Origin of the sequence: Pseudomonas sp. Pseusp16, from assembly GCF_047324915.1 — a bacterium.
Classification (GTDB): domain Bacteria; phylum Pseudomonadota; class Gammaproteobacteria; order Pseudomonadales; family Pseudomonadaceae; genus Aquipseudomonas; species Aquipseudomonas fluorescens_CD.
Genome location: NZ_CP168522.1, coordinates 6,442,647 through 6,468,869 on the forward strand (window position 1 = coordinate 6,442,647; position 26,223 = coordinate 6,468,869).

The following is a 26,223-nucleotide window of genomic DNA, read 5'->3' on the forward strand; positions in this document are numbered from 1 at the left end:
CCGACTAAACCTCAGGTTTCGCCGCAGGCTGCCAAAGAATCTCCGCCACTCCCTGTCGCTTGGCAATCAACCGCGCGGCAACAAACAACAAATCCGACAACCGATTGATGTACGCCAGGCCAACCCCGGCCAATGGCTCAATCGCATTGAGTTGCTGACACCGCCGCTCTGCGCTGCGCGCCAGGCTGCGGCAGACATGAGCCTGGGCAATCAGCGTCGAGCCGCCGGGCAGGATGAAATTTTCCAGCGGCCCCAACTCTTCATTCCACACATCGATCGCGGCTTCCAGGCGTTCGATTTCCGCTGCATTCAACGCCTGATACACCGGCATCGCCAGTTCGCCACCGAGGTCGAACAAACGGTGCTGGCAAGGCGCCAAAACATCGATCACTTCCTGCAAACCTGAAAAGTCATGCGTTTGCGCCGCCAACCCGGCCAGCAACACGCCCACCTGACTGTTCAGCGTATCGACTTCGCCAATGGCCTCGATCCGCGGGTGATCCTTGGGCACGCGACGGCCATCGCCCAGCCCGGTCTCGCCTTTGTCGCCAGTGCGGGTGTAAATCTTCGATAAACGAAAGCCCATGGTTACCTCGATAGCAGATTGAGTTCTTGCGAGACAGGCGGTGTGCTCGCCAGGGGCAGGCGCAAGGTGAAGCAAGTGCCTTGGCCCAGGGTCGATTGCACTTCCATCTGCCCTTTGTGGTTATTGGTGATGATGAAGTACGACACCGACAGCCCAAGTCCGGTGCCCTGGCCGATTTCCTTGGTGGTGAAGAAGGGTTCGAAGGTCCGTTTGCGCACGTTCTCGCTCATGCCGATGCCGTTGTCCTCGACCTGGATTTCCGCCCACGGCGGATTCAGCCTGGTGCGCAGGATGATCCGTCCCGGCTCGCTGTCGTCTTCGCGCTGGTGAATGGCTTGCGCGGCGTTTTTCAACAGGTTGAGCAGCACTTGCTCCAGTTCGTTGGCGGTGCCGGGAACCGGTCCCAGCGCCGGATCGAACTGACGAATGATGGCCTGGCCCTTGAAGTCGAAGCCTATTGCCAGGTCGAAATCGTTACCGGCGATCTCCACCGCCTGGTCGATCAGTGCGGGCAGATCGCAGGGGGCCATCTGGCGGGTGCTGCGACGGCTGAAGCTGAGCATGTGGGTCACGATTTTGGCGGCCCGGGCACCGGCCTGCTGGATGCCGTCGAGCAACTGTGGCACTTCACGGATTTGCAGATACTGATTGACCGTCGCCAGTTCGATTCCGGCCTGTTCGGCCACTTCAAGGTTCTTCGGCAGATCAGGGGACAGGCGTCGACGAATGTTCTGCACGTTGTGCAGGATCGCACCCAGCGGGTTGTTGATCTCGTGGGCCATGCCGGCGGCAAGCCCCCCGACCGAAAGCATTTTCTCCGATTGCACCATCATCTCTTCCAGGGACAGGCGCTGGGTGATGTCGTCGATCCGGATCACCACGCCGCGCCCGGCACCGCCCATCAATGGGTAGAAAGTCAGGGCGTAGTGGCGGGGTTCGTCGTCCTTGAGCCAGGTGACACGTTCGATTTTGGCCACCGTATGCTGCTCGACCGTCTGCTTGAGTTGCGGCAGAAACGGCTTCAGTGGTTCGAAGGCAAGGAAGATGGGTTGGTTCAGGGCTTCATCGAGGCGTGTGCCGGACAGGGCGCTGGCTTCCTGGTTCCATTGCGTCACGTAGAGCTGTTCGTCGAGGGCGATCAGCGCCGACGGCATGGAGTCGATGATGCTGTTGAGGTAGTTCTGGAAGCCGGTGAGCTTTTTCTCGATCTTGCTGCGCACCTGGACTTCGAGCTCCAGTTTGCGGTTGGTATGGCGAGTTTCTTCGGCCAGACCCTGGGCCTGGTCGTAGGCCGCCTGGGAGTCGTCCCGAGCCCGCTTGAGTTGCTGCTCCCTGGCCTCGATTCGCGAGAGCATGGTGTTGAACGCCTCGGCGAGGCTGCCGATTTCATCGTGGTTTCCTCGTGAAGCGCGCAGTGCGTAGTTTTCTTCACGGGTTACCTGGCGGGACAACTCTTCGAGCTGGTGGATCGGCCGGGTAATCAGGCGCTTGATCTGGCGGGCAATGATCAGCCACAGCAACACGCTGAAGATCAGAATGCCCAGGCTGGCCGTCAGGGTCCCGGTGTAGAACGCCATTGGCAGTTCGCTCGTGGCCACCAGCAGCAAGTGCCCTGGTGCAGTGCCGGGGCGGGGCAGGGTGATGACTTGATTGGTGCGAAACTCGGTGGCCTGCCAGTCTTCGACATGGCGGAAACGCTTCGGCAGTTCCAGGTTGTCGCCATGCTGCAATTGCGCCAGTTGCTCGCCCTTGCCGTCATACAGGGCTGCCGCACGCAGCGGCGAATAGCTGTTGAGTTCCTGTAGCAGGCGCTCGGCGCTTTGTGGTGACGCCAGGGCTTCGGAGGCCAGGCTCGGGTTGGATACCAGTCGGCCGATGGTCTGCAGGGCTTGGGGTGCCATGCTTTCCTGGGAGATGTAGTACGCGGCGCTGATAAAGGTCAGGTTGGCAACCAGCAGGACGGTGACCATCAGTACCAGCAGGGCGGCCAGCAGTTTCTGGCCGACGGGCAGGTTTTCAAGGCGCTGGCGCAATGGCATCGGATTCATCGCAAAAAAGGAACAAGTGGCCAGCGTAGCCGCTGCTCAGTCGCTGGGCAATCCAAGGCTGTGCAGGCGAGCAATCAACCTTGACTCAAGCTGATTGAGGTGAGGCAGGTTCAGTTGATGACGCCCGGCAACTTTACAGGCGTAACCCAGCAGGTAGCTGATTTCTGTGCGGCGCTGGCTGGTGACGTCCTGATGCATCGAGGAGTAGTTGGCAGCAGTGGCGTGGATCACCCGTTCGACTTCCTGCTGCAGGTTTTCGGCCGCTGCCGGCTGACCACAACGCTCAAGCAACTCCACCAGTTCGCCGCACAGGGTGGCGACTTCGCAGTGATGTTGCTGTAAACCACCGTTGCGGCAGTCGTGCAGCACCGTCAGCGGATTGATCGCACAGTTAAGCGCAAGTTTGCGCCACAGCCTGGTCAGGATTTCGGTGCTCCACTCGTGGGGGATGCCGGCAGTGCTCAGGTCATCGAGCCAGATCGGCGCGACGGGATGGCTCGCATCCCCCAGCCAGGTGAAGCCATGCCCGGCAAACACCACGCGCCAATCGCCATCGCGGAAGGCCCCTTCGGTGCTCGACGCATAGATGCAGCGTGCCTGAGGAACCTGTGCGGCCACCGCTTCCTGACTGCCCAGGCCATTTTGCAGCAGAATCAGTTCGGCGTCTGGGGCCAGGCGTGGCGCCAGTCGGGCCACCGCACCTTCGGTATCGTAGGCTTTGCATGCCACCAGCAGGCGGTTGATCGGTTGGCTGCTGTCGGCTGTCTCGGCGGGCACGGCATAGTGTTGCGCCTCGCCGTGTTCCACCAGTGTCAATCCACCGGCTGCCTCATAGGCCTGCAGTCTCGCGGTGTCCCGCAGGATCAACCTGACCGGCACTCCAGCCCGTGCCAGACGTGTTGCCCATAAAGTGCCAAGGCTGCCGGCGCCCAGAACATGCCAGGTGGTAGACATCAGCTTTTTGCTCTGTTTAAGGCGTGCATCGGCAGCTCACAGTGAATGATGGGAAAGACCCGTTATAATCAGCGCGGATTTTAACCGCAAGCCAGGCGTGCTCCATCAGCACGCCTTTAAATTTGGAGAGATTACATGCCGTCGTTCGACGTGGTATCCGAACTGGACAAACACGAAGTCACCAACGCGGTCGAGAACGCCGTCAAGGAACTCGATCGTCGTTATGACCTGAAAGGCAAAGGCAGCTTCGAGTTCAAGGAAAAAGACCTGACCGTCAACCTGACCGCCGAGGCGGATTTCCAGCTCGAAGCAATGATTGAGATCCTCAAGCTGGCGCTGGTCAAGCGCAAAATCGACGTGCAGTGCCTTGAAGTCAAGGACGCGTTCGCTTCGGGCAAGCTGATGAAGCAGGAAGCGGTCCTCAAGGAAGGCATCGACAAGGAACTGGCGAAGAAGATCGTCGCTCATGTTAAGGACGCCAAGCTCAAGGTCCAGGCTGCCATTCAGGGCGAGCAGGTACGTATTACCGGTAAAAAGCGCGATGACCTGCAAGAAGCCATTGCAGTGCTGCGGGCCAAGGAATTCGGTATGCCGCTGCAGTTCAACAACTTCCGCGACTGATCTTGTACGCGGGAACCTCTTGGCGTTTGCGACGTCGCAGGCCCAGGCAACGGCAGAAACGATTGAGCTCGTCGCGGTTCAATCTTTCTGCCGCTTTTTTTATGCATGCCGGATAGCCGGAAAAGGAGCAAGCAGATGGACTTAAATGCTGAGGTAGACAACCTGGTCAAGGTCTCCCAGACCTGGATCCCGATGATCATGGAGTACGGCAGTCGTGTACTGCTGGCGGTCATCACCCTGGCCATCGGCTGGTGGCTGATCAACAAAGTCACGAAAAAGCTCGGCGGCCTGATCGCATTGCGTAATGCCGACCTGGCGCTGCAAGGCTTTATCAGCAGCCTGGCGAACATCATCCTCAAGATCCTGCTGATCGTCAGCGTGGCCTCGATGATCGGTGTGGAAACCACTTCGTTTGTAGCGGCGATTGGTGCGGCGGGCCTGGCCATTGGCCTGGCCTTGCAGGGCAGCCTGGCGAACTTCGCGGGCGGCGTGCTGATTTTGCTGTTCCGTCCGTTTCGTATTGGTGACTGGATCGAGGCTCAAGGTGTCGCCGGTACTGTCGACAGCATCCAGATTTTCCATACCGTACTGCGTACCGGTGACAACAAAACCATCATCGTGCCCAACGGTAATCTGTCGAACGGCATTATCACCAATACCAATCGTCAGCCGACCCGCAAAGTGGTGTTTGATGTAGGCGTCGATTACGAAGCGGACTTGCAGAAAGCCAGAGAAGTGTTGCTGGAGTTGGCCAAGGATCCGCGTGTTTTGACTGACCCGGCACCTCAGGCAGTCATTTCGACATTGGGTGACAGTTCGATCACTGTTTCCCTGCGTGTCTGGGTGAAGACGGCGGATTATTGGGATGTGATGTTCATGTTCAACGAACTATCCCGTGATCGTCTGAGAGAGGCCGGCATCGATATTCCATTTCCACAGCGGGTTATTCGCGTGGTTCAGGAATCTGCTGCGCAGTGATTGGTTTTCTGGTCAATGCCTGACTATTCGGTCAGGCATGTTCTGCATGGATCTGATGTTTTAAACACACTGTTGTCACACCAACGAAAAAGGCCCATCCGAAGATGGGCCTTTTTTTGATTACCGCAAACTAACTTTCTGTGATTACAGAATGTTGAGCGGGTAGTCGGTGATCAGGCGGAACTCAGAGATATCGCCTTCGCCTTCGTCAGCATTGGCGGTGTGCCATGCTTGACGGATGCGGAACGACAGATCCTTGGCTGGGCCGGATTGAATGACGTACTTGGCTTCCACGTTGGTTTCGTGGTGTTTGCCGTCTGCACCGTACAGACCGGTGTAGGTGCTGTTCGATGGAGTGTTGGTACCGTCGATGTTCCAACCATTCACGTAACGGACCATGAAGCTCAGGCCAGGTACGCCGTACTCGGCCATTTTCAGGTCGTAACGGGCTTGTACCGACTTCTCGCCAGGGGCGTTGAAGTCAGAGTACTGAATGGAGTTGGCGAGGAAAATCGAGTCGCCACCACGGTTGTTGTCACCCACACCGATGTAGTCGAACGGGGTATCGCCGTTGACCTTCTGGAAGGCCAGGGTCAGGGTGTGTGCTTTCAGGAACGAGTAAGCAGCGGCCAGGGAGTAGGCGGTGTTGCTGATGTCGCCTGCTTTAGCGTTACCGGTATCCTTGGTGTTGTAGATGTTACCGTCGAAGTTGATCGAGTTGTCGCCGCCCAGTGCGAGGGTGTAGTTCGCGTTGGCGTAGTACTGGTTCCAGACGTCTTCGAGCTTGGCACCGTAAAGCGATACGCTCAGGTCCGGGGTAATGCCGTACTTGCCACCGAAGTAGTCGATGGAGTTGGCTGTCACGCCAGCGTAGGTAGCGAACAGTTCGCCGTCACGAGCGTTGCGGTCCTGGCTGGTTGCCGAGTAGAAGTGACCGGCTTCGAGGTCAAGGTCTTTGACTTCGCTGCTCTGCAGTTGGATACCGCTGGCAGTTTGGTGAAGGATACGGGAACCACCTACAGCGAACACTGGAGAGGTGCTTGGCTGCATGTCGCCGATTTTCAGCTCGGTCTTGGAGATGCGGAACTTGGCGGCAGCGCCGGCTTTGCCCTGGCTGTTGTTGACTTCGCCATCAGAGTCCACGGACATGTTGCCGGAACCTGCATATTTGTCGGAACCGTCCAGTTTGATGGCCAGTTGGCCCCAAGCTTCAACGCCAACACCGATCAGGCCTTGGGTGTAGCCCGAGCTGTACATGCCCTGGATGCCCTGGGTCCAGTCTTTGTCATCGACTGCGCCGTTTTTCTTGTTACGGTTGTAGTAGTAGTTGCGAACCAGCAAGTCGAGTTTGCTGTCTTCAACGAAACCTTTGGCTTCGGCCTGGTCGCTTACGAAAGGTGCGGCTACTGCCAACTGAGTACTGGCTGCTGCTGCAACTGCCAGTGCGATCATGCTCCACTTCATCACGCGCATCGTGATTTGCTCCTTTGGTTTTAGAAGAGTACTGCCGTCCCACCTGTTTTATTATCTGGGCGGCTCTTTCTTTTTGTGTCGGCGCAAACTTATATCACGCCGACAATGTTGGCGATACTTGCGTATCTAACCTTTCGCCTTCTTTACGACCCTGTCGCAAACAGCGAGATAGATGTCGCAAATTTCCAGCTCCAACGCAACCGGGCTGACAACTTTAATGCTGTTTTCTGAGCCTTGGCGCCAGTAAAAAGAGTCCTGGTGAAACGTTTGAATCTCCATCGGGCTACCTTGCCGCTGTCTTTTTTACCTGAAGACCTCCGCTTCCAGCGGGTGTCACATCAGGTGATGTTGGGTATGAATGCAATAAGCATGCGCAAAATCCAGCTCTGTTGCATTTTTTTTCAAATTGACGGTCTGACGCTGTAAAAACCTCATAAAACCGGGGGTTCAAGCACGCTTGGTATGGGCTTGACGCCTTGCCTGGCATCATGTTGCACCCTTCTGGTCGACTGACTGACAACCAAAAATGTTACCGGTTCACCCCGCCAGTGAGTAAATGGCGGATGTCGAAGCGTTCAGCGTAGACCCACTGTGCGGTTTTGGTGCAAAAAATTTTTCGCCCCGTGCCGGGTTCATCCCGGTTGACCGCTTGTCTTGTGCGAACACTTCGTTGTGAATCAGTCATTTCGGCGTTTTTTGCCGGTTGATCGGTGCTGTCATGGTGCGCGGCAGCGAAAAATGTCTCATTCAGGAGCGGGCTGACAGCTTTCGCTTGCGCCAGGGACCTCTGTGCAAGGTTCGCCGTGAAGCGTGCGCCGTTCGCAGGTATGCTGCCGTCCGGTCGCTTGGTGAGCTGTCCCTCCGGATGGGCGCTAAGCTGAAAAATGATGACCCGGCGGGAGTGCACGCGGTGTTTGCTTTAGATCCACGACTTCAACAAGACACGTTACCGATCGGGGACTTTCCGCTCTGCCGGTTGCTGTTGTCCAACGATTCGAACTATCCCTGGTTCATCCTGGTACCTCGCCGTGAGGCTATCAGTGAGATATTTCAGTTGGATGATGCAGATCAGCAACAGCTTTGGAAGGAGACGACGGAGCTTTCGCAAGTGCTCAAGGACTCGTTCGACGCGGACAAATTGAATGTTGCGGCGCTGGGCAATGTCGTCAGCCAGTTGCATATGCACGTGATTGTGCGCAAGCGCGAAGATGCCGCCTGGCCAGCACCGGTTTGGGGGAAACATCCGGCAAAGCCCTATGATTCGGAGCAGGTCGCCGCCATTCGCGAACGTTTGCGCCTGATATTGACCGATGATTTTACGTTTCTGGAGGGCTGAATCATGAGCCTGGAAGAACGCGTTACCGATCTGGAAAGCCGCCTGGCCTTTCAGGATGACACCGTCCAGGCATTGAATGATGTCCTGGTCGAGCAGCAACGGGTGGTCGAGCGTCTGCAACTGCAGATGGCTGCGCTGCTCAAGCGCCAGGAGGAAATGGTCGGCCAGTTCGAGTCGTTCGAAGAGGAAGCGCCGCCGCCGCACTATTGAGCGACGCACAGGCATGAAAAAACCGCGGACAGCTCGGCTGTGCGCGGTTTTTTTCAGCTTTGAATCAGCGACGTGGCAGTGCGGCGATCACGTCTTCGGCTTGCAGGCCCTTGTCACGATTCATGACAGAGAACTCCACGCGCTGGCCTTCTACCAGAACGCGGTGACCTTCACCGCGAATGGCCCGGAAGTGGACGAAGATATCGTCGCCGGAGTCGCGGGAAATGAAGCCGAAGCCTTTGGATGTGTTGAACCATTTTACGGTGCCGGTATCGCGGTTGCTCATGTCGTAGCTTGGCGAGGCGGTGGCTGGTGACGATTTGTAGAAGCTGATACCCAGATGCAGGGCAATAGCGATCAGGGCTGCGACCAGGCTGAACAGAACGGCGGGTTGACCGGCGATGACAGGCATCGGTGCGATCAGTGTCAGGGTTTGCAGGACTACCGCCAGGACCAGCAGGGCGCTGACCAGGTTTTGCAGTTGGTGGCGCGGACCTTTGTTCCAGTAAGGGATGACAGGTGCAAGTGTGAGATTGAGCAGGCCGAAAAAGGCCAGGTACAGCGCATCAGGTTGTTGCAGGTAAGGTAAGGCTTCGGATTGCAGGCTAGGGACAAAGGACAGCAGCAAGGCCGCAGCGCCTATCAGCAGATGGACGATTTTCAACATTTTGATTAACTCACGTTAAGACAGTTCACAAGGAAGAGCTGATGGCGCACGGTTCGCTTCAAAACAATAAAGAGGCGTTGGACACGTGCCCGATATCAGCCTATGCGCCATACCGGGAAAAATAGGTGCTGGCGACACGCCGTCTATTTAACAGCAAAGCGGCAGGCTACTCAAATCAGGGCGTCCGGCGGCTCTTTTGGAGCGAATGGCCGCAGGTTGCCCGAAGTTTCGCGGCTGCGGTAAGGCGGCAGGCTTGCCGGGGTGGTTCGGCACCCATTACTCGACAAGGTCAGTGACGAACTTGCGGTTGAGGTGTTGATCCAGTGCATGCAGGTGCATGAAAAAAAACGGCCTGGATGCTTCGCACTCTACTTTCCTACACCATTCGATACTGTGCATCTGAAGGGGGCGTCACTTTGCTGTGTGGGAAATTGTCCGGAGTAGGACGTTCTCCACGGTCTGCCAAAAGTTGTTGGCTTATCCTACGTCGGCGGCCATAAAGTCGTCTGGATATACCTTTGCACCTGCGTTTTTATAAGTCGGCAGACAGTTGCTCTTAATCAAACCAGGATGGCAAAGGAGTGTCAGCGTTATGGTTTATGAAAGGCATGAAGAGGGGCGATACGGTTCGCGCAGGGATGTAAGGGTTGACCCGTTCGTTCGCGAGTTCGATATGGGGCTGGCCCAGCCTTTGTCCCGCTCCGTACGATTGAATGGCTTCGCCACCTGTTTGCGGCTTGAGCAGGTTTATTGGGATATTTTGGCGGAGATGGCCCGGGTCAACGGTTGCTCGGTCAGTAGCCTGTTATCTCATCTGGATCGCGAGGTTCACTTGCGCCACGGCGGAGTCAGGAATTTCAGCGGATTGGTGCGGGTTGTTTGTGTCGTGCACAGTCTCAAGGAAGGCGGGTGCATCGGCACGGCCTAGTCTGGACGGCGAAAGCAGCAGAGTGTCGGCCTGTGCAGTCTTACGGCTGCACAGGCCGCATTTAATGGATATAATCCCGCTCTTTGCCGCAAAACCCTGCGTGTGCGGTAGCAATCTGATCGCCGAGACAACCTCCATGCCGATGTACGATTATCAATGTGCTTCCTGTGGTCATCAGTTGGAAGCCATTCAAAAGATCAGCGATGCACCGCTGGTCGACTGCCCTGCCTGTCAGGCGCCAGAGCTTAAAAAAATGCTGTCCATGCCGGGCTTTCGCCTTAGCGGCACGGGTTGGTACGAAACCGATTTCAAGACCGGTTCCAAGAAGAACCTGGCCGGCGGCGACAAAGCTGACTAAGGTCCTGAGCCTGAGTTGAACAACACGCGTGCTCTTGCATCACCCGACGACTTTTTAAAGGCGGGGCTGCTGTAGGATCTCCAACCGAATTTCGAATTACGAGAAGTGAAACCACGACCATGATGCGCAGCCATTATTGCGGCCAACTGAACGAAAGCCTGGACGGCCAGGAAATTACCCTTTGCGGATGGGTCCATCGTCGCCGTGACCACGGTGGGGTGATTTTCCTCGATATCCGTGATCGTGATGGTCTGGCCCAGGTCGTGTTCGATCCGGACCGCGCTGAAACCTTCGCCGCAGCCGACCGCGTGCGCAGCGAATACGTCGTGAAGATCACCGGCAAGGTTCGCCTGCGTCCGGCCGGTGCGACCAACGCCAACATGGCGTCGGGCATGATCGAAGTCCTCGGCTATGAGCTGGAAGTGCTGAACGAATCGGAAACCCCGCCGTTCCCATTGAACGAGTTCTCCGACGTCGGCGAAGAAACCCGCCTGCGCTATCGTTTCCTCGACCTGCGTCGTCCGGAAATGGCCGAGAAGCTGCGTCTGCGTTCGCGCATGACCACCAGCATCCGCCGCTTCCTCGACGAGAACGGCTTCCTCGACGTAGAAACGCCGATCCTGACCCGCGCCACCCCTGAAGGCGCGCGCGACTACCTGGTGCCGAGCCGTACTCACGCCGGTTCGTTCTTCGCCTTGCCGCAATCGCCGCAGCTGTTCAAGCAACTGCTGATGGTGGCCGGCTTCGACCGTTACTACCAGATCGCCAAGTGCTTCCGTGACGAAGACCTGCGTGCCGACCGCCAGCCGGAATTCACCCAGATCGACATCGAGACCAGCTTCCTCGATGAAAAAGACATCATGGGCCTGACCGAAGCCATGATCCGCAACCTGTTCAAGGAAGTGCTGGATCTGGAATTCGGCGATTTCCCGCACATGACCTTCGAAGAAGCCATGCGCCGCTACGGTTCCGACAAGCCAGACCTGCGTAACCCGCTGGAACTGGTTGACGTTGCCGACCAGCTCAAGGAAGTCGACTTCAAGGTGTTCAGCGGCCCGGCCAATGACCCGAAATGCCGCATCGCTGCCTTGCGCGTTCCAGGCGGGGCAAGCATGCCGCGCAAGCAGATCGACGATTACACCAAGTTTGTCGGTATCTACGGTGCCAAGGGCCTGGCGTACATCAAGGTCAACGAGCGCGCCAATGGCGTCGAAGGCCTGCAGTCGCCAATCGTGAAGAACATTCCTGAAGCCAACCTGAACGTGATCCTCGATCGCGTCGGTGCGGTCGACGGCGATATCGTGTTCTTCGGCGCCGACAAGGCGAAGATCGTCAGCGAAGCCCTGGGCGCACTGCGGATCAAGCTTGGCCACGACCTGGACCTGCTGACCTGCAAGTGGGCACCAATGTGGGTCGTCGACTTCCCGATGTTCGAAGAGAACGACGACGGCAGCTTCACCGCCTTGCACCACCCGTTCACCGCACCGAAGTGCACCCCGCAAGAGCTGGAAGCCAATCCGGCTGGCGCACTGTCCCGTGCCTACGACATGGTGTTGAACGGCACCGAACTGGGTGGCGGATCGATCCGTATCCACCGCAAGGAGATGCAGCAGTCGGTGTTCCGCCTGCTGGGCATCAACGAAGCGGAACAGGAAGAGAAATTCGGCTTCCTGCTCGACGCCCTGAAATACGGCGCACCGCCGCACGGTGGCCTGGCCTTCGGTCTGGACCGTCTGGTGATGCTGATGACCGGCGCCCAGTCGATCCGTGAAGTGATCGCCTTCCCGAAAACCCAGAGCGCGGCAGATGTCATGACTCAGGCGCCGGGCCAGGTGGACGCCAAGGCATTGCGCGAACTGCACATTCGTCTGCGCGAAACGCCCAAGGCTGAGTAAGCTTGACCTGAAGGGCGCATCTCGGGATGCGCCCTTTCCTTTTAGGCAGAGTTGTTCAAGACTTTTGTTTGTCGGCTGGCGCAATGCAGCGTAGCGGGCAATGTTTCAAAGAGAATTCGGAGCGAGTTATGGCAGGTCATTCCAAGTGGGCGAACATCAAGCACCGCAAAGAACGTCAGGATGCCAAGAGGGGCAAGATCTTCACCAAGTGGATTCGTGAGCTAACCGTTGCTGCCCGTCAGGGCGGTGGCGACCCGGGCTCCAACCCACGCCTGCGTCTGGCCCTGGACAAGGCCCTGGGTGCCAACATGAGTCGCGACATCATCGACCGTGCTGTCGCCCGCGGTACCGGCGCAGCCGACACGGACGACGTGGTCGAACTGACCTACGAGGGTTACGGTCCGGGTGGCGTGGCGGTGATGGTCGAATGCATGACCGACAACCGTAACCGCACCGCAGCCGCTGTTCGTCACGCGTTCAGCAAGTGCGGTGGCAACCTCGGGACTGACGGTTCGGTGGCCTATCTGTTCGAACGCAAGGGGCAGATCTCCTTCGCTGCCGGCGTTGACGAAGACGCGCTGATGGAAGCGGCCATGGAAGCCGACGCCGATGACGTGGTGACCAATGAAGACGGTTCGATCGACGTTTTCACCTCGTTCGCCGGCTTCTATTCCGTGCGTAACGCACTGGAAGCGGCGGGTTTCAAGGGTGATGACGCGGAAATCGTCATGTTGCCGACCACCAGTGCCGAACTCGATCTGGAAGGTGCCGAGAAAGTCCTCAAGCTGATCGATATGCTCGAAGACCTGGATGACGTGCAAAACGTCTATTCCAATGCGGAAATTCCGGAATCGGTGGCCGCACAGCTAGGCTAAAGGGCAACAATGTCCCATGTGGGAGCGGGCTTGCTCGCGAACGCGGATTTGCAGGCAACGTTGTTGCTGAATATGAAACCGCTTTCGCGAGCAAGCCCGCTCCCACATTTGTTATTCGTTGTATTGAATATCGTGCTTTTACTGAGCCTGCAGGCGTTATGACTTTAATTCTTGGTATCGACCCCGGTTCGCGCATCACCGGTTACGGTGTGGTTCGTGATACCGGCCGTGGCTGTGAGTACGTCGCCTCCGGTTGTATCCGCACCGGTGCCGGCGAGCTGCATGAGCGACTGCAGATTGTCTATCGTGGGGTGCGGGAGATCATTCAGACGTACCATCCGGTGACCATGGGGATCGAAAAGGTGTTCATGGCCCGTAACGCCGATTCCGCCCTGAAGCTGGGGCAGGCCCGTGGTGCTGCGATCGTGGCAGGTGCCGAGGAAAGCCTGGAAATTGCCGAATACACCGCAACCCAGGTCAAGCAGGCCGTCGTCGGTACCGGTGCGGCCAATAAGGAGCAGGTGCAGATGATGGTCATGCACATGCTCAAGCTGACCAGCAAGCCGCAGATCGATGCTTCGGACGCCCTGGCCATTGCCATCTGCCATGCTCATACCCGTTCCAGTCTGTTGCCCCATGGCCTGGGAGCAGCACGCAGTCGTGGCGGGCGCCTGCGTCTCTGATAGCATCAGCAAGCATTTTTATGGAGTGGGGGCGTTTCGCCTGGGTTGTCGGCGATATTCCCTCGCTCTATCAGTCGCTGGCCCAGAGCTGGCCAACGCTCAAGGATTTGTAACGTGATTGGACGTTTGCGCGGCACCCTGGCTGAGAAGCAGCCTCCACATCTGATTCTGGATGTAAATGGCCTGGGCTATGAACTTGAAGTGCCCATGACGACTCTTTACCGCTTGCCGTCGGTCGGTGAACCGCTGACCTTGCACACCCATTTGGTCGTGCGCGAAGACGCACAGTTACTTTATGGTTTTGTCGGCAAGCGTGAGCGCGATTTCTTTCGCGAATTGATCCGCCTCAACGGTGTCGGGCCGAAACTGGCGCTGGCCTTGATGTCGAGCCTGGAAGTCGATGAACTGGTTCGTTGCGTACAGTCCCAGGACACTTCGGCGCTGACCAAGGTCCCGGGTGTCGGCAAGAAAACTGCCGAACGCTTGCTGGTCGAACTCAAGGATCGCTTCAAGGCCTGGGAAACCGTACCGGCCATGTTCGCCCTGGTGCCTAACCAGCCGGATGGACCCGCTCCGGTGAACACTGCCGAAAATGACGCCGTCAGCGCCTTGATTTCCCTGGGCTACAAACCCCAGGAAGCCAGCAAGGCAGTGTCTGCGATCAAGGAGAAAGGTTTGAGCAGTGAAGACATGATCCGCCGCGCCTTGAAGGGAATGATCTAAGTGATTGAAGCTGATCGTCTGATCGCTGCCACGCACAGCCCGCGTGAGCGCGAAGAAGTCCAGGACCGGGCGATTCGCCCGGTCAGCCTGGCCGAATACATTGGCCAGCCGACCGTTCGCGAGCAGATGGAGTTGTTCATTCAAGCTGCTCGCGGTCGTAACGAGTCCCTGGATCACACGCTGATCTTCGGGCCCCCCGGCCTTGGCAAGACCACCCTCGCCAACATCATCGCCCAGGAAATGGGGGTGTCGATCAAGAGCACCTCGGGGCCCGTGCTGGAGCGGCCGGGTGACCTCGCGGCGCTGTTGACCAACCTTGAGCCTCACGATGTGCTGTTCATCGATGAAATCCATCGTCTGTCGCCCATCGTCGAGGAGGTGTTGTACCCGGCCATGGAGGATTTCCAGCTCGACATCATGATCGGGGAGGGCCCGGCCGCGCGTTCGATCAAACTGGATCTGCCGCCTTTCACCCTGGTCGGCGCAACGACGCGGGCGGGGATGCTCACCAACCCCTTGCGTGACCGTTTCGGGATCGTCCAGCGCCTGGAGTTCTACAACAACGCCGATCTGTCGACCATTGTCAGCCGCTCGGCAAGCATCCTTGGTTTGCCGCTGGATCCGGAGGGCGCCTTCGAAATCGCCCGCCGCGCCCGTGGCACGCCACGGATTGCCAACCGACTGCTGCGCCGGGTGCGCGATTTCGCTGAAGTTCGCGCCAAGGGGCATATCACCAAGCCGATCGCCGACCTCGCGCTGAACCTGCTGGACGTCGACGAGCGCGGCTTCGATCACCAGGACCGGCGCCTGTTGCTGACCATGATCGAGAAGTTCGACGGCGGGCCGGTCGGGGTCGACAGCCTGGCCGCCGCCATCAGCGAAGAGCGTCACACCATTGAAGACGTGCTGGAGCCTTACCTGATCCAGCAGGGCTACATCATGCGCACGCCACGGGGACGGGTGGTGACGCGCCATGCCTACCTGCATTTCGGTTTAAACATTCCGTCACGATTGGGCGAAATGCCCGTGGCAGACGAGTTCCTCGATGCCAGTGACGATTAATTAACCTTGCGTGCTGATTTTTTCGGGCAATGTAGTGTCCCAGGACCGTACTTTCACGAGAAAGCCGCAGATCAATGAAAAACAGTTGCCTGGCCGGATTGGCAACCTGAGGAGTAAGCACTAGAGTATGCGCGCGCAAAACGGGCTTGAGCCTTTCGCACATCGTTGTCGCGTTTATTACGAGGACACCGATGCGGGCGGCATCGTGTATTACGTCAATTACCTCAAGTTTATGGAACGGGCTCGAACCGAGCGGCTACGAGATCTGGGCTTTGCCCAATCGCAGCTGGCAGGGGAGGACCTGTTGTTCGTCGTGCATTCCAGCGAAGCGCGCTACCACGCGCCGGCGCGACTGGATGACGAACTGCTGGTAAGCGCTGAAGTAATCGAATTGAACCGTGCCAGCCTGCGCTTCAAACAGCAGGTCAGGCGGGCAACGGATAATGCGCTGCTCTGCGAAGGGCAGTTTTTGGTGGCCTGTGTGCGCACCGACAGTTTGAAACCCCGGGCCATTCCCGAAGCTCTGCGAGCGGCCTTTGCCGACGTGAGCGGCGCGGGTACACACTCAAAGCAGGAGATAAAGCGTGGAAGCTAACGTCGTCGACCATTCCTCCATGTGGAGCCTGGTCAGCAATGCCAGTATCGTGGTGCAACTGGTAATGCTGACCCTGGTAGCCGCATCGGTGACCTCGTGGATCATGATCTTTCAGCGCAGCAACCTGCTGCGCGCCGGTCGACGTGCCCTGGAGAGCTTTGAAGAGCGCTTCTGGTCGGGTATCGACCTGTCCAAGCTGTACCGTCAGGCCGGCAGCAACCCGGACCCTGATTCGGGTGTCGAGCAAATCTTCCGTGCCGGCTTCAAGGAATTCTCCCGTCTGCGCCAGCAGTCAGGCGTTGATCCGGAAGCGGTCATGGAAGGCGTGGCCCGTGCCATGCGCGTCGCCATTTCCCGCGAAGAAGAAAAGCTCGAGCAGAGCCTGCCCTTCCTGGCCACCGTCGGTTCCGTCAGCCCGTACATCGGTCTGTTCGGTACCGTCTGGGGGATCATGAACTCCTTCCGTGGTCTGGCAACCGCCCAGCAAGCGACCCTGGCCACTGTGGCCCCGGGTATCGCCGAAGCACTGATCGCCACGGCCATCGGTCTGTTCGCTGCCATTCCAGCCGTTATCGCCTACAACCGTTTTGCTGCTCGCAGCGAAACCCTGCTGGGCCGCTACTACACCTTCGCCGACGAGTTCCAGGCGATCCTGCACCGCAAAGTGCACACCAGCGAAGAATAAGCAGGTAATTTCCAATGGCTTTAATCGCTCGAGCTCGCAAAAAGCGCAAGCCGGTCGCCGAGATGAACGTGGTGCCTTACATCGACGTGATGTTGGTGCTGCTGGTCATCTTCATGGTGACCGCGCCGATGCTCAATCAGGGCGTGAAAGTTGATCTGCCCAAGGTTTCCAGCGAAGCCTTGCCGCAGGACAACAACACCCAGGTCCTGACCATTTCCATCAAATCCGACAAGACCTACTACTGGAACCTTGGTAGCGAAGTCGACACGGACAAGCAGCAAGACCGGGCCATGACGTTGCCGCAGATGACTGACGCCGTGACCAAGATCATTCGCGTCGGCAATGAAAACGGCAAGCACACCCAAGTCTTCATTCGCGGTGACAAATCCGTCGATTACGGTTCTGTCATGGGGGCCATGGGCGGGTTGCAGAAAGCCGGGGTCGGTAATGTTGGCTTGATTACCGAGGCGCCCTGATGCAGCAACAGCGAGAGCCGTCCGCCTCGGAAAGCTACTTCTGGCCTAGTGTCTGGGCGATTGGCTTGCACGTGCTGGTGTTCGGCATGCTGTTCGTCAGTTTTGCCTTTACCCCGGAACTGCCGCCGGCCAAGCCGATTGTCCAGGCGACCTTGTACCAGCTGAAATCGAAAAGTCGGGCGACCACCCAGACCAATCAGAAGATTGCCGGTGAAGCGCAGAAATCTGCTGCGCGTCAGACCGAAGTCGAACAGTTGGAACAGAAAAAGGTCGAGCAGGAAGCGGTGAAGGCCGCGGAACAAAAGAAAGAAGAGGCGGCTCAAAAGGCCGAGGAAGCCAAGAAGGCCGACGAAGCCAAGAAAGCGGACGAGGCGAAAAAGGCTGATGAAGCCAAGAAAGCCGACGATGCGAAGAAAGCCGCGGAAGCCAAGAAGGCAGAAGAGAAACAATTGGCTGATATAGCCAAGAAGAAAGCTGAAGAAGAAGCCAAGAAAGCTGCTGAAGAAGAGGCCAAGAAAGCGGCCGCTGAAGAAGCCAAGAAGAAGATCGTCGAAGACGCGAAGAAGAAAGCCGCGGAAGACGCCAAGAAGAAAGCCGAGGCTGAAGAGGCGAAGAAGAAGGTCGCCGAGGAAGCGAAGAAGAAAGCTGCTGCCGATGCTGCGAAGAAGAAATCGCAGGATGCGGCACGTAAGTCCGCCGAAGACAAAAAGGCTCAGGCCCTGGCAGATTTGCTTTCCGACACGCCGCAGCGTCAGCAGGCCTTGGCCGATGAGCAGGGTGACGAAGTCGCCGGCAGTTTCGATGACCTGATTCGAATACGTGCAGCGGAAGGCTGGGCTCGTCCACCTTCGGCCCGCAAAGGCATGACGGTTCAGCTGCAAATCGGCATGTTGCCGGACGGTACGGTGACTTCGGTCAAGGTGCTCAAGTCCAGTGGCGACGGTCCGTTTGACGCTTCGGCCGTAGCGGCAGTGAAGAATATTGGACGATTGACAGAAATGCAGGGAATGAAGCCGAGTGATTTTGCTCCGTATCGTTCATTCAAGATGACATTCACACCTGAGGATCTAGCCCCGTGAGAAACCTCCTTCGAGGAATGCTCGTCGTGATCTGCTGCATGGCAGGGATCGCGATGGCAGATGAGAAAAACATTCTGGTCACCAGTGGCAGCGATCGGGCCACCCCGATCGCAGTTGTTCCGTTCGGCTTCCAGGGCGGTAGCGTGCTGCCGGACGACATGGCTGAAATCATCGGTAACGACCTGCGCAACTCGGGTTACTACTCGCCGATTCCAAAGCAGAACATGATCAGCCAGCCGAGCCAGGCCAGCGAGATCATCTTCCGTGACTTCAAGGCGCTGGGTGCCCAGTACGTCATGGTCGGCAGCATCGTTCCGGCGGGCGGTCGCCTGCAGGTGCAATACGCACTGTTCAACGTGGCCACCGAGCAGCAAGTGCTGACCGGCAGCGTATCGGGCGGCGTCGATCAGTTGCGCGACATGGCGCACTACATCTCTGACCAGTCGTTCGAAAAGCTCACGGGTATCAAGGGTGCCTTCTCGACTCGCCTGCTGTACGTGACGGCCGAGCGTTTCTCCGAGAACAACACTCGCTACACCCTGCAACGTTCGGACTACGACGGTGCCCGCGCCGTGACCCTGCTGCAATCGCGCGAGCCGATCCTGTCGCCGCGTTTCGCACCGGATGGCAAGCGCATCGCTTATGTCTCCTTCGAGCAGAAGCGTCCGCGGATCTTCATGCAGAACATCGACACCGGTCGCCGTGAGCAGATCACCAACTTTGAAGGCCTGAACGGTGCGCCAGCCTGGTCGCCGGATGGCAATCGCCTGGCGTTCGTGCTGTCGAAAGACGGCAACCCGGACATCTACGTGATGAACCTGGGTTCGCGTCAGATCAGCCGCGTCACCAACGGTCCTGGCATCAACACCGAACCGTTCTGGGGCAAGGATGGTTCGACCATCTACTTCACTTCCGACCGTGGCGGCAAACCGCAGATCTACAAGACCAGTGCGGGTGGTGGCGGTGCCGAACGCGTGACTTTCGTCGGCAACTACAACGCCAACCCTAAATTGTCGGCTGATGAAAAGACGCTTGTCATGATTCACCGTCAGGATGGCTTCACCAATTTCAAGGTGGCGGCCCAGGATTTGCAACGCGGTAGTGTAAAAATCCTCACTGATAGCACTCTGGACGAGTCGCCTACTGTCGCGCCCAACGGCACCATGGTAATCTACGCCACCCGCCAGCAGGGCCGGGGAGTCTTGATGCTCGTGTCCATCAATGGACGCGTAAGGCTCCCGCTTCCTACCGCACAAGGCGAAGTCAGAGAACCTTCCTGGTCCCCTTACCTGAACTGACGCGGCGCTATACGTTTTACTTAACACACTGGGGTTCATTAGGAGTTTCACGATGGAAATGCTGAAGTTTGGTAAATTTGCTGCGCTGGCACTGGCCATGGCTGTAGCTGTAGGTTGCTCGTCCAAAGGCGGCGACAATGCCGGTGAAGGCGCGGTAGATCCAAACGCTGGTTACGGCGCAAACACTGGTGCAGTTGACGGCTCCCTGAGCGAAGAAGCTGCTCTGCGCGCAATCACCACTTTCTACTTCGAATACGACAGCTCGGACCTGAAGCCAGAAGCCATGCGCGCTCTGGACGTTCACGCCAAAGACCTGAAAGCAAACGGCGCTCGCGTTGTTCTGGAAGGCAACACCGACGAACGTGGTACTCGTGAGTACAACATGGCACTGGGCGAGCGTCGTGCGAAAGCCGTTCAGCGCTACCTGGTACTGCAAGGTGTTTCCCCAGCTCAGCTGGAACTGGTTTCCTACGGCGAAGAGCGTCCAGTTGCTACCGGCAACGACGAGCAGTCCTGGGCTCAAAACCGTCGCGTCGAACTGCGTAAGTAATTCGTCATGCGAACGTGCCGTCGTGCTGTAACTGTTCTGGCTCTCAGCCTCGCGCCGCTTGCGGTGTGGGCTGCGGTTCCTGTGGTCGATGACAACTCCGGTTATAACAATAGCGGGAGCAGTTATCCGCCTGCAGGTTACGGTACGAACGGCGCCTATGCCGGGGGAGGGGTTTCGACCCCTGTCTCGGCACAGGGCGAGCTGTTCAACCAACTGCAATCAATGCAGCAACAGATCGAGCGCCAGCAAGGTGCGATTGAAGTTCTGCAAAACGATATAGCGCGCATGAAGCAGGAAAACCTGGAGCGATACCAGGATCTTGATCGGCGCATAGGAACCGGTGTTGCACCAGCCGCGACTCCTGAACATTCTTCCACCGGTGGTGATTTGAACGCCGCCGGTGCAGCTGCAGCCGCAGGTGCGGCAGCAGGCGCAGCCGCCGCTCAAGCACCTGCTGCGGGTAGCGAGCCGGCAGATCCGGCGAAGGAAAAGCTCTATTACGATGCTGCCTTCGACCTGATCAAGGCCAAGGACTTCGACAAGGCCAGCCAGGCTTTCTCGGCGTTCCTGCGCAAATACCCGAACAGTCAGTACGCGGGCAACGCCCAATACTGGTTGGGCGAAGTGAACCTGGCCAAAGGCGATCTGCAAGGCGCAGGTCAAGCGTTTGCCAAGGTTTCGCAGCTGTATCCCAAGCACGCCAAAGTGCCGGACTCGCTGTACAAGCTCGCTGACGTAGAGCGTCGCCTGGGTCACACCGACCGGGTCAAGGGCATTCTGCAGCAGGTGGTGTCCCAGTATCCGGGCACGTCCGCCGCCCAGTTGGCCCAGCGCGATCTGCAGAAAATGTAAGGCTGCCTGGCCCGTTTTGAAGAAACCCGCGCTTGTCGCGGGTTTTTTCGTTAGAATTCATCCCCTTTTTCTGAAACACGCTTTTTGGGATCTGCGCATTGCCGGGGTTCCTTGAAGTGCCTGACGGAGGCGGACAGCCTGTTTAGCTGTTACGCCCGTGGCGACTATGCAAGACACATTGAGAATCACCGAAGTTTTCTACTCGTTGCAGGGTGAAACTCGGACCGCCGGCCTGCCCACTGTTTTTGTGCGCCTGACCGGTTGCCCGTTGCGTTGCCAATACTGCGACAGCGCCTACGCGTTCACAGGCGGAACCATTCGCACGCTCGACGACATCCTCGAGCAGGTCGCCGGTTTCCGTCCGCGATACGTCTGTGTCACGGGCGGCGAGCCCCTGGCGCAACCCAACGCCATTCCCTTGCTCAAGCGCTTGTGTGACGCCGGTTACGAAGTGTCGCTGGAAACCAGTGGCTCCATTGATATCTCGGCGGTAGATTCCCGGGTCAGTCGCGTTGTCGACCTGAAAACCCCGGGTTCGAAGGAAGCACACCGCAATCGCTACGAAAACATTGAGCTGCTCACGGCCAACGATCAGGTGAAGTTTGTCATCTGCTCGCGGGAGGACTATGACTGGTCCGTTTCCAAGCTGATCCAGTACGGTCTGGACCAGCGGGCCGGTGAGGTCCTGTTCTCGCCAAGTCACCACGATCTCAATGCGCGGGATCTGGCGGATTGGGTGGTGGCGGACAACCTGCCAGTGCGTTTGCAATTGCAGCTGCATAAATATCTATGGAATGACGAGCCGGGGCGCTGAAATGACTGAACAACTGAACACTCCTGAAAAACGTGCGGTCATCCTGCTGTCCGGTGGCCTGGACTCGGCGACCGTCGTGGCCATGGCGCGCGCCGAAGGCTATAGCTGCTACACCATGAGCTTCGACTATGGTCAGCGGTCCCACGCCGAATTGCACGCTGCCGAACGCGTGGCCCGAGACCTGGGGGTGGTCGAGCACAAGGTGATCGGTCTGAACCTGAACGGCATGGGCGGCTCGGCGCTGACCGACAGCAGTATCGACATTCCGGAAGAGTTGGGAGAGGGCATTCCGGTGACTTACGTGCCTGCGCGTAACACGGTGTTCCTGTCCCTGGCCCTGGGCTGGGCTGAAGTGCTCGGTGCGCGCGACATCTTCATCGGCGTCAACGCGGTGGATTACTCCGGTTACCCGGACTGCCGTCCCGAGTTCATCGAGTCGTTCGAGCGCATGGCCAACCTGGCAACCAAGGCCGGCGTGGAGGGTAATGGCTTCCGGATTCAGGCACCGCTGCAAAACCTCAGCAAGGCGCAGATCGTCCAGGCGGGCGTGAAGCTTGGCGTGAACTACGGGCTGACCGTTTCCTGCTATCAGGCAGACGATGATGGCCGTGCGTGCGGCAAATGCGACAGCTGCCGACTGCGTGCAGAAGGCTTTGCCGCGGCCGGAATCAGCGATCCAACACCTTATTTTTGATTTATTTCAAAATAGGTGTTGAATAGTCCTTAAAAATCAGTATTATACGCGCCACCACACAGCGGGTCGTTAGCTCAGTTGGTAGAGCAGTTGGCTTTTAACCAATTGGTCGTAGGTTCGAATCCCACACGACCCACCATTTTTAGCTGTTTTAAAAGTCTGGAAGGCCCACGCAAGTGAGGATTTCCGGATTTTTTTTTGCCCGCAAAAAAGTGCCCGTGCCACCGCTGCATTGGGCTAGTCGCTCGTTGCAAGGAAAGCGTCCAGTGCTTGAAGCGTCTCGGCCGGGCGTTCGATCATCGGCAGGTGGTTGCACCCTTCAAGGATGGCCGAGTCGTTCGCTGAACCGGCAGGAAGACCGTTACGCAACGTGTCCAGTGCCGAGACATCAATCACTTTATCCTCGCGACACCAGATGCCGAGTACCGGCATGTTCAATTTTATCAGCCGGTGGTCGAGGGCGAGCCATTGCGAGGAGGGGCGAATCTGCGCCAGGGTGGATTCGATAATCGCTCGCTGTGCGCGGTTGGCAAGGATTGCTTCCTGCACTTGCCGGTCAGACATCTGTGGAGGGTTCAGATAGACGAGGCGGGCGGTGCGTTCAACGCCAGCGCGATCATCGTAGATAAATGGATTGCCTCCAGCATTCAACTCCCGCATGAAATCATTGTCTTTGAAGCTCAGCCCCAGTGCGCCTACCAATACCAGCCGGCTGACGCGCTGCGGTTGATCGGCTGCATACACGCCGGCGATGGCTCCACCCATTGAATGCCCGATGAGGGTGAAGTTCTCGGCTTCGAGCGCCAGGATAAACTCATGGAGCCGGGTCGCTTGCGCCTCGATGTTGTAGCTGGAATATTCATTGTCAGTGGAGGCTCCCCAGCCTGGGAGGTCGGGGATGATGACGTGGAAACGCGAACTCAATGCCTTGCCAAATTCGAACCAGGCTTGTTTGCTTGATGAAAAGCCGTGGATCAGGATCACCGTTGGCCCCTGCCGCTCGCTTTCGTAATACGACCAGGCGCTGTTGCCTGCCTGGATCAGGCGCGCGCAGAGGGGTGGGGTTTCACAATGCCGGGTTGTCGAGGCTGGATTCAGATCCTCACCCGCCAGGACGAGTGTTGAAGACATCAGCCATGCCGTGAGCAGCAAGGTTGAGGCGGTCATGATCTTGATCAGGCGTTGGATCGACATGAGTTCAGTCCTTTGGTTGTTCCAGTTTCGGTTGGCCGGTTTCCTTTAGCCGGCTTAACGCTTCTATCAGTCCTTGCGCAGGTTAGTGGCAAAGCCATTCAGGTTTTGTGCGATAACTGCAACGGCGAATGTTTTTCCTCAAGGATCAAGGCCATAGGCCTTGTATCAGGGCGCGTCTATTCATCACCCTGGTCAGAATCATCTTTTGCATCCGTCGGATATTCTGTAGCCTTGCGCAGCTTCAACGCTGTCCGTGCCTGATGAATACCCACTTTCCCGGCGGTACCCCGAAGGGTCCGGAGCCGGGTGTATACTCGACTTTCGCGCGAATGCGCCTGCAGGTCTTGCGAACATGACGCAAATTTCCGAACGCCTTCTGGTTCAAGCCCACCTCGACGCCAAACAGCCCAAGCCGCTGACCGCCGACGAAGAGGCTTATTACCGTGCTGCCATCGCTGCCGAGCTCAAGGCTCAGGACGCAGTGCTGGTAGCCCACTTCTATTGTGATCCTGTCATTCAGGCGCTGGCCGAAGAGACGGGCGGCTGTGTTTCCGATTCGCTGGAAATGGCCCGCTTCGGCAACGCCCATCCAGCCAGGACCGTGGTCGTCGCCGGCGTGAAGTTCATGGGCGAGACCGCCAAGATCCTCAACCCGGAAAAGCGCGTACTGATGCCGACGCTCGAAGCGACCTGTTCGCTCGACCTGGGGTGCCCGGTGGACGAGTTTTCCGCGTTCTGCGACCAACACCCGGAGCGCACGGTGGTGGTGTACGCCAACACTTCCGCTGCGGTAAAAGCCCGAGCGGATTGGGTTGTGACCTCAAGCTGTGCGCTGGAAATCGTCGAAAGCCTGATGGACAACGGCGAGACCATCATATGGGGCCCGGACAAGCACCTGGGAACCTACATCCAGCGTCAGACCGGTGCCGACATGCTGCTGTGGGACGGTGCCTGCATCGTTCACGAAGAGTTCAAGTCCAAGCAGCTTGAAGACATGAAGGCGCTGTACCCGGATGCGGCGATTCTGGTGCACCCTGAGTCGCCGACATCGGTGATCGAGTTGGCCGATGCCGTAGGCTCCACCAGTCAGTTGATTGCGGCGGCACAGAGCCTGCCGAACAAGACGCTGATCGTTGCGACCGACCGCGGCATCTTCTACAAGATGCAGCAGCTGTGCCCGGACAAGGTCTTTATCGAAGCCCCGACGGCGGGTAACGGCGCGGCATGCCGCAGTTGTGCGCATTGCCCCTGGATGGCCATGAACACCCTTGAGCGGACGCTGAAGGCGTTGAAAGAAGGGGCGAACGAGATCTTTGTTGATCCTGCGCTGATTCCACAGGCCATTCGGCCGCTCAAACGCATGCTTGATTTCACCGCCGCAGCGCGGATGAAATTGGCGGGTAACGCCTGAGATCTTTCAGGCAAGCCGCAAAAACTGTGGGAGCGGCGGTGCGGCGATCCGACTTGCTCGCGAAAGCGGTGTGTCAGACAACCTCGATGTCGACTGATACACCCTCTTCGCGAGCAAGCCCGCTCCCACATTGGTTTGTGTGTTCAGGGATTACTTGGTCTTCTTCGGAATCCGCACCAGTTCGGTATTGGAATACATGTCATGCCAGCTGCGTTTCTGTTTGTCGAACAGCGACCAGATGAACCCAAGGCCAACACACAGCAGTGAAGCGATCGACACGACAAAGCGCAACAGCGCCTGCCACAGGCTGATGGACGAGCCATCGGCATTCTGCACCCGGATACACCAGACCTGCATGCCCAGGGTCTGACCGGACCAGGTCCAGAATTTGGCGAAAAAGCCGAACAGTACGAACAACAGGATTGTGGAGAGCAGGGGGTCACCGTCCAGCGCACCCGCTTCGGTCAGGGTACGCATCCTTTCTTCGCCGATGATCGCCATCTGGATCATCTTGTAGATGCCGCTGGTGACGATCAGCAGGGCGGTGCACAGCAGGAAGTCATAGAACATGGCTGCCAGGCGACGACCCAGGCCAGCGGCAGGAAAGTCGCCCTGGGGAGTTAGCAGGTGTTTCGACATGACAGGCTCTCGGCGAAAAAGAAGCCATTTTACGGATTTACGCGCACAAAAAAGCCCCTGATGTCAGCATCAGGGGCTTTTTCGTTACAGAAGATTAGCCTTCTGCTTGTACTTCGTCAGCCTGCATGCCTTTCTGGCCCTGCACGGCGATGAAGGTCACTTTCTGGCCTTCTTTCAGGCTCTTGAAACCGTTGCCCTGAATAGCGCGGAAATGCACGAACAGATCCGGACCGCTTTCTGGAGTGATAAAACCAAAACCTTTCTCGTCGTTAAACCACTTGACGGTACCGCTCTGACGTTGGGACATTTCTTATTTCCTTTGACGCAAAAATTAATGACAGTCTCTTTCTCATGAAAGAGTACTGGGGCTGGTTGCAGGAGAGTAAGAAGACGTCGAACGGGATGTAGCTAACTTGTAGGCTACTGCCCAGGTCACGATTCCAAGCGACCCATGCAAACACAGTGAACAAACTCTACGCCAACTACGGGAGAAAAAACAAGCCCTGTGAAGGCCCCGTATTTCCTCAGGTTGATGGCAA

General features: G+C 57.8%; 29 protein-coding genes and 1 tRNA gene. 22 read left to right on the top strand and 8 right to left on the bottom strand.

Annotated features, from left to right (window positions below; all coding sequences use genetic code 11):
• Window positions 1-4: 4 nt before the first annotated feature.
• From ACEN8Q_RS29240 to ACEN8Q_RS29250, 3 genes are read right to left on the bottom strand one after another with little or no spacing between them, the layout of a single operon-like run.
• Complete coding sequence (locus tag ACEN8Q_RS29240) at window positions 5-586, bottom strand: cob(I)yrinic acid a,c-diamide adenosyltransferase (RefSeq protein WP_413425957.1); 582 nt, start codon at window positions 584-586, stop codon at window positions 5-7.
• A gap of 2 nt (window positions 587-588) precedes the next feature.
• Window positions 589-2,625, bottom strand: a complete 2,037-nt coding sequence (locus ACEN8Q_RS29245) for an ATP-binding protein (RefSeq protein WP_413425960.1) — start codon at window positions 2,623-2,625, stop codon at window positions 589-591.
• Window positions 2,626-2,670: 45 nt separating this feature from the next.
• Window positions 2,671-3,588, bottom strand: a complete 918-nt coding sequence (locus ACEN8Q_RS29250) for a putative 2-dehydropantoate 2-reductase (RefSeq protein WP_413704098.1) — start codon at window positions 3,586-3,588, stop codon at window positions 2,671-2,673.
• A 135-nt stretch (window positions 3,589-3,723) separates the two neighbouring features.
• Between ACEN8Q_RS29250 and ACEN8Q_RS29255 the strand changes: the two genes are divergently transcribed.
• Both ACEN8Q_RS29255 and ACEN8Q_RS29260 read left to right on the top strand, forming a co-directional pair.
• Window positions 3,724-4,209: a YajQ family cyclic di-GMP-binding protein gene (locus tag ACEN8Q_RS29255; RefSeq protein WP_007977344.1), complete on the top strand. Its 486-nt coding sequence runs from the start codon at window positions 3,724-3,726 to the stop codon at window positions 4,207-4,209.
• 135 nt (window positions 4,210-4,344) lie between these two features.
• Window positions 4,345-5,187, top strand: a complete 843-nt coding sequence (locus ACEN8Q_RS29260; protein ID WP_057398966.1) for a mechanosensitive ion channel family protein — start codon at window positions 4,345-4,347, stop codon at window positions 5,185-5,187.
• Window positions 5,188-5,331: 144 nt separating this feature from the next.
• On the opposite strand, the gene ACEN8Q_RS29265 is transcribed toward ACEN8Q_RS29260, so the two are convergent.
• A complete protein-coding gene (locus ACEN8Q_RS29265; RefSeq protein WP_413425965.1) occupies window positions 5,332-6,660 on the bottom strand; it encodes an OprD family porin in 1,329 nt (442 codons plus the stop codon).
• A gap of 910 nt (window positions 6,661-7,570) precedes the next feature.
• On the opposite strand from ACEN8Q_RS29265, the gene ACEN8Q_RS29270 reads away from it, so the two are divergent.
• Window positions 7,571-7,996 carry an HIT family protein gene (locus ACEN8Q_RS29270; protein ID WP_413426002.1) on the top strand — a complete coding sequence of 142 codons (426 nt, stop codon included), beginning with the start codon at window positions 7,571-7,573 and terminating at the stop codon, window positions 7,994-7,996.
• 3 nt (window positions 7,997-7,999) lie between these two features.
• Window positions 8,000-8,206 carry a SlyX family protein gene (locus tag ACEN8Q_RS29275; RefSeq protein WP_322614660.1) on the top strand — a complete coding sequence of 69 codons (207 nt, stop codon included), beginning with the start codon at window positions 8,000-8,002 and terminating at the stop codon, window positions 8,204-8,206.
• A 64-nt stretch (window positions 8,207-8,270) separates the two neighbouring features.
• Here ACEN8Q_RS29275 and ACEN8Q_RS29280 read toward each other — a convergent pair whose 3' ends face one another.
• Window positions 8,271-8,873, bottom strand: coding sequence for a cold shock domain-containing protein membrane protein (locus tag ACEN8Q_RS29280; RefSeq protein ID WP_413425967.1), 603 nt, complete (start codon window positions 8,871-8,873; stop codon window positions 8,271-8,273).
• A gap of 592 nt (window positions 8,874-9,465) precedes the next feature.
• Here ACEN8Q_RS29280 and ACEN8Q_RS29285 point away from each other — a divergent pair.
• The 17 genes from ACEN8Q_RS29285 (at window position 9,466) to ACEN8Q_RS29365 (ending at window position 22,579) form a co-directional block, all read left to right on the top strand.
• Window positions 9,466-9,801, top strand: coding sequence for a ribbon-helix-helix domain-containing protein (locus ACEN8Q_RS29285; protein WP_413425969.1), 336 nt, complete (start codon window positions 9,466-9,468; stop codon window positions 9,799-9,801).
• 136 nt (window positions 9,802-9,937) lie between these two features.
• Window positions 9,938-10,159, top strand: coding sequence for an FmdB family zinc ribbon protein (locus ACEN8Q_RS29290; RefSeq protein ID WP_007977333.1), 222 nt, complete (start codon window positions 9,938-9,940; stop codon window positions 10,157-10,159).
• A 119-nt stretch (window positions 10,160-10,278) separates the two neighbouring features.
• On the top strand, window positions 10,279-12,054 hold the full coding sequence (gene aspS / locus ACEN8Q_RS29295; protein ID WP_413425971.1) for an aspartate--tRNA ligase: 1,776 nt from the start codon (window positions 10,279-10,281) through the stop codon (window positions 12,052-12,054).
• Window positions 12,055-12,182: 128 nt separating this feature from the next.
• Entirely contained in the window at window positions 12,183-12,929 is a 747-nt protein-coding gene (locus ACEN8Q_RS29300; protein WP_007995641.1) for a YebC/PmpR family DNA-binding transcriptional regulator, read from the top strand.
• Between the two features lie 158 nt (window positions 12,930-13,087).
• A complete protein-coding gene (gene ruvC, locus ACEN8Q_RS29305; RefSeq protein ID WP_008015799.1) occupies window positions 13,088-13,612 on the top strand; it encodes a crossover junction endodeoxyribonuclease RuvC in 525 nt (174 codons plus the stop codon).
• 114 nt (window positions 13,613-13,726) lie between these two features.
• Entirely contained in the window at window positions 13,727-14,335 is a 609-nt protein-coding gene (gene ruvA / locus ACEN8Q_RS29310) for a Holliday junction branch migration protein RuvA (RefSeq protein WP_007995640.1), read from the top strand.
• The gene (ruvB, locus tag ACEN8Q_RS29315; RefSeq protein WP_057398972.1) at window positions 14,336-15,397 is read left to right on the top strand and encodes a Holliday junction branch migration DNA helicase RuvB; all 1,062 of its coding nucleotides are present in this window, start codon (window positions 14,336-14,338) and stop codon (window positions 15,395-15,397) included.
• Window positions 15,398-15,524: 127 nt separating this feature from the next.
• A complete protein-coding gene (gene ybgC / locus ACEN8Q_RS29320) occupies window positions 15,525-15,992 on the top strand; it encodes a tol-pal system-associated acyl-CoA thioesterase (protein ID WP_085714501.1) in 468 nt (155 codons plus the stop codon).
• Window positions 15,982-16,677 (top strand): protein TolQ, encoded by a 696-nt coding sequence (tolQ, locus tag ACEN8Q_RS29325; RefSeq protein ID WP_007977321.1) that lies wholly within the window; start codon window positions 15,982-15,984, stop codon window positions 16,675-16,677. The genes ybgC and tolQ overlap by 11 nt, the downstream gene beginning before the upstream one ends.
• A gap of 23 nt (window positions 16,678-16,700) precedes the next feature.
• Complete coding sequence (tolR, locus tag ACEN8Q_RS29330; protein ID WP_162130292.1) at window positions 16,701-17,153, top strand: protein TolR; 453 nt, start codon at window positions 16,701-16,703, stop codon at window positions 17,151-17,153.
• Window positions 17,153-18,232: a cell envelope integrity protein TolA gene (gene tolA / locus ACEN8Q_RS29335; protein WP_008015803.1), complete on the top strand. Its 1,080-nt coding sequence runs from the start codon at window positions 17,153-17,155 to the stop codon at window positions 18,230-18,232. Before tolR ends, tolA begins: the two co-directional genes overlap by 1 nt.
• Window positions 18,233-18,249: 17 nt before the next feature.
• Window positions 18,250-19,530, top strand: a complete 1,281-nt coding sequence (gene tolB / locus ACEN8Q_RS29340; protein ID WP_177323544.1) for a Tol-Pal system beta propeller repeat protein TolB — start codon at window positions 18,250-18,252, stop codon at window positions 19,528-19,530.
• 52 nt (window positions 19,531-19,582) lie between these two features.
• The gene (gene pal, locus ACEN8Q_RS29345; RefSeq protein ID WP_003178634.1) at window positions 19,583-20,080 is read left to right on the top strand and encodes a peptidoglycan-associated lipoprotein Pal; all 498 of its coding nucleotides are present in this window, start codon (window positions 19,583-19,585) and stop codon (window positions 20,078-20,080) included.
• A gap of 6 nt (window positions 20,081-20,086) precedes the next feature.
• Window positions 20,087-20,932 carry a tol-pal system protein YbgF gene (ybgF, locus tag ACEN8Q_RS29350; protein WP_057398976.1) on the top strand — a complete coding sequence of 282 codons (846 nt, stop codon included), beginning with the start codon at window positions 20,087-20,089 and terminating at the stop codon, window positions 20,930-20,932.
• A gap of 166 nt (window positions 20,933-21,098) precedes the next feature.
• The gene (queE, locus tag ACEN8Q_RS29355) at window positions 21,099-21,746 is read left to right on the top strand and encodes a 7-carboxy-7-deazaguanine synthase QueE (protein ID WP_413425979.1); all 648 of its coding nucleotides are present in this window, start codon (window positions 21,099-21,101) and stop codon (window positions 21,744-21,746) included.
• A 1-nt stretch (window position 21,747) separates the two neighbouring features.
• A complete protein-coding gene (gene queC, locus ACEN8Q_RS29360) occupies window positions 21,748-22,440 on the top strand; it encodes a 7-cyano-7-deazaguanine synthase QueC (RefSeq protein WP_057398977.1) in 693 nt (230 codons plus the stop codon).
• Between the two features lie 63 nt (window positions 22,441-22,503).
• Window positions 22,504-22,579, top strand: a tRNA-Lys gene (locus tag ACEN8Q_RS29365).
• A 98-nt stretch (window positions 22,580-22,677) separates the two neighbouring features.
• Here ACEN8Q_RS29365 and ACEN8Q_RS29370 read toward each other — a convergent pair.
• On the bottom strand, window positions 22,678-23,634 hold the full coding sequence (locus ACEN8Q_RS29370; protein WP_413425980.1) for an alpha/beta fold hydrolase: 957 nt from the start codon (window positions 23,632-23,634) through the stop codon (window positions 22,678-22,680).
• 352 nt (window positions 23,635-23,986) lie between these two features.
• Here ACEN8Q_RS29370 and nadA point away from each other — a divergent pair, with 352 nt between their 5' ends.
• Entirely contained in the window at window positions 23,987-25,045 is a 1,059-nt protein-coding gene (nadA, locus tag ACEN8Q_RS29375; protein WP_008019227.1) for a quinolinate synthase NadA, read from the top strand.
• Between the two features lie 150 nt (window positions 25,046-25,195).
• Here nadA and ACEN8Q_RS29380 read toward each other — a convergent pair whose 3' ends face one another.
• On the bottom strand, window positions 25,196-25,684 hold the full coding sequence (locus ACEN8Q_RS29380; protein ID WP_413704099.1) for an RDD family protein: 489 nt from the start codon (window positions 25,682-25,684) through the stop codon (window positions 25,196-25,198).
• Between the two features lie 94 nt (window positions 25,685-25,778).
• Window positions 25,779-25,991 (bottom strand): cold-shock protein, encoded by a 213-nt coding sequence (locus ACEN8Q_RS29385; protein WP_007931076.1) that lies wholly within the window; start codon window positions 25,989-25,991, stop codon window positions 25,779-25,781.
• Window positions 25,992-26,223 lie beyond the last annotated feature (232 nt).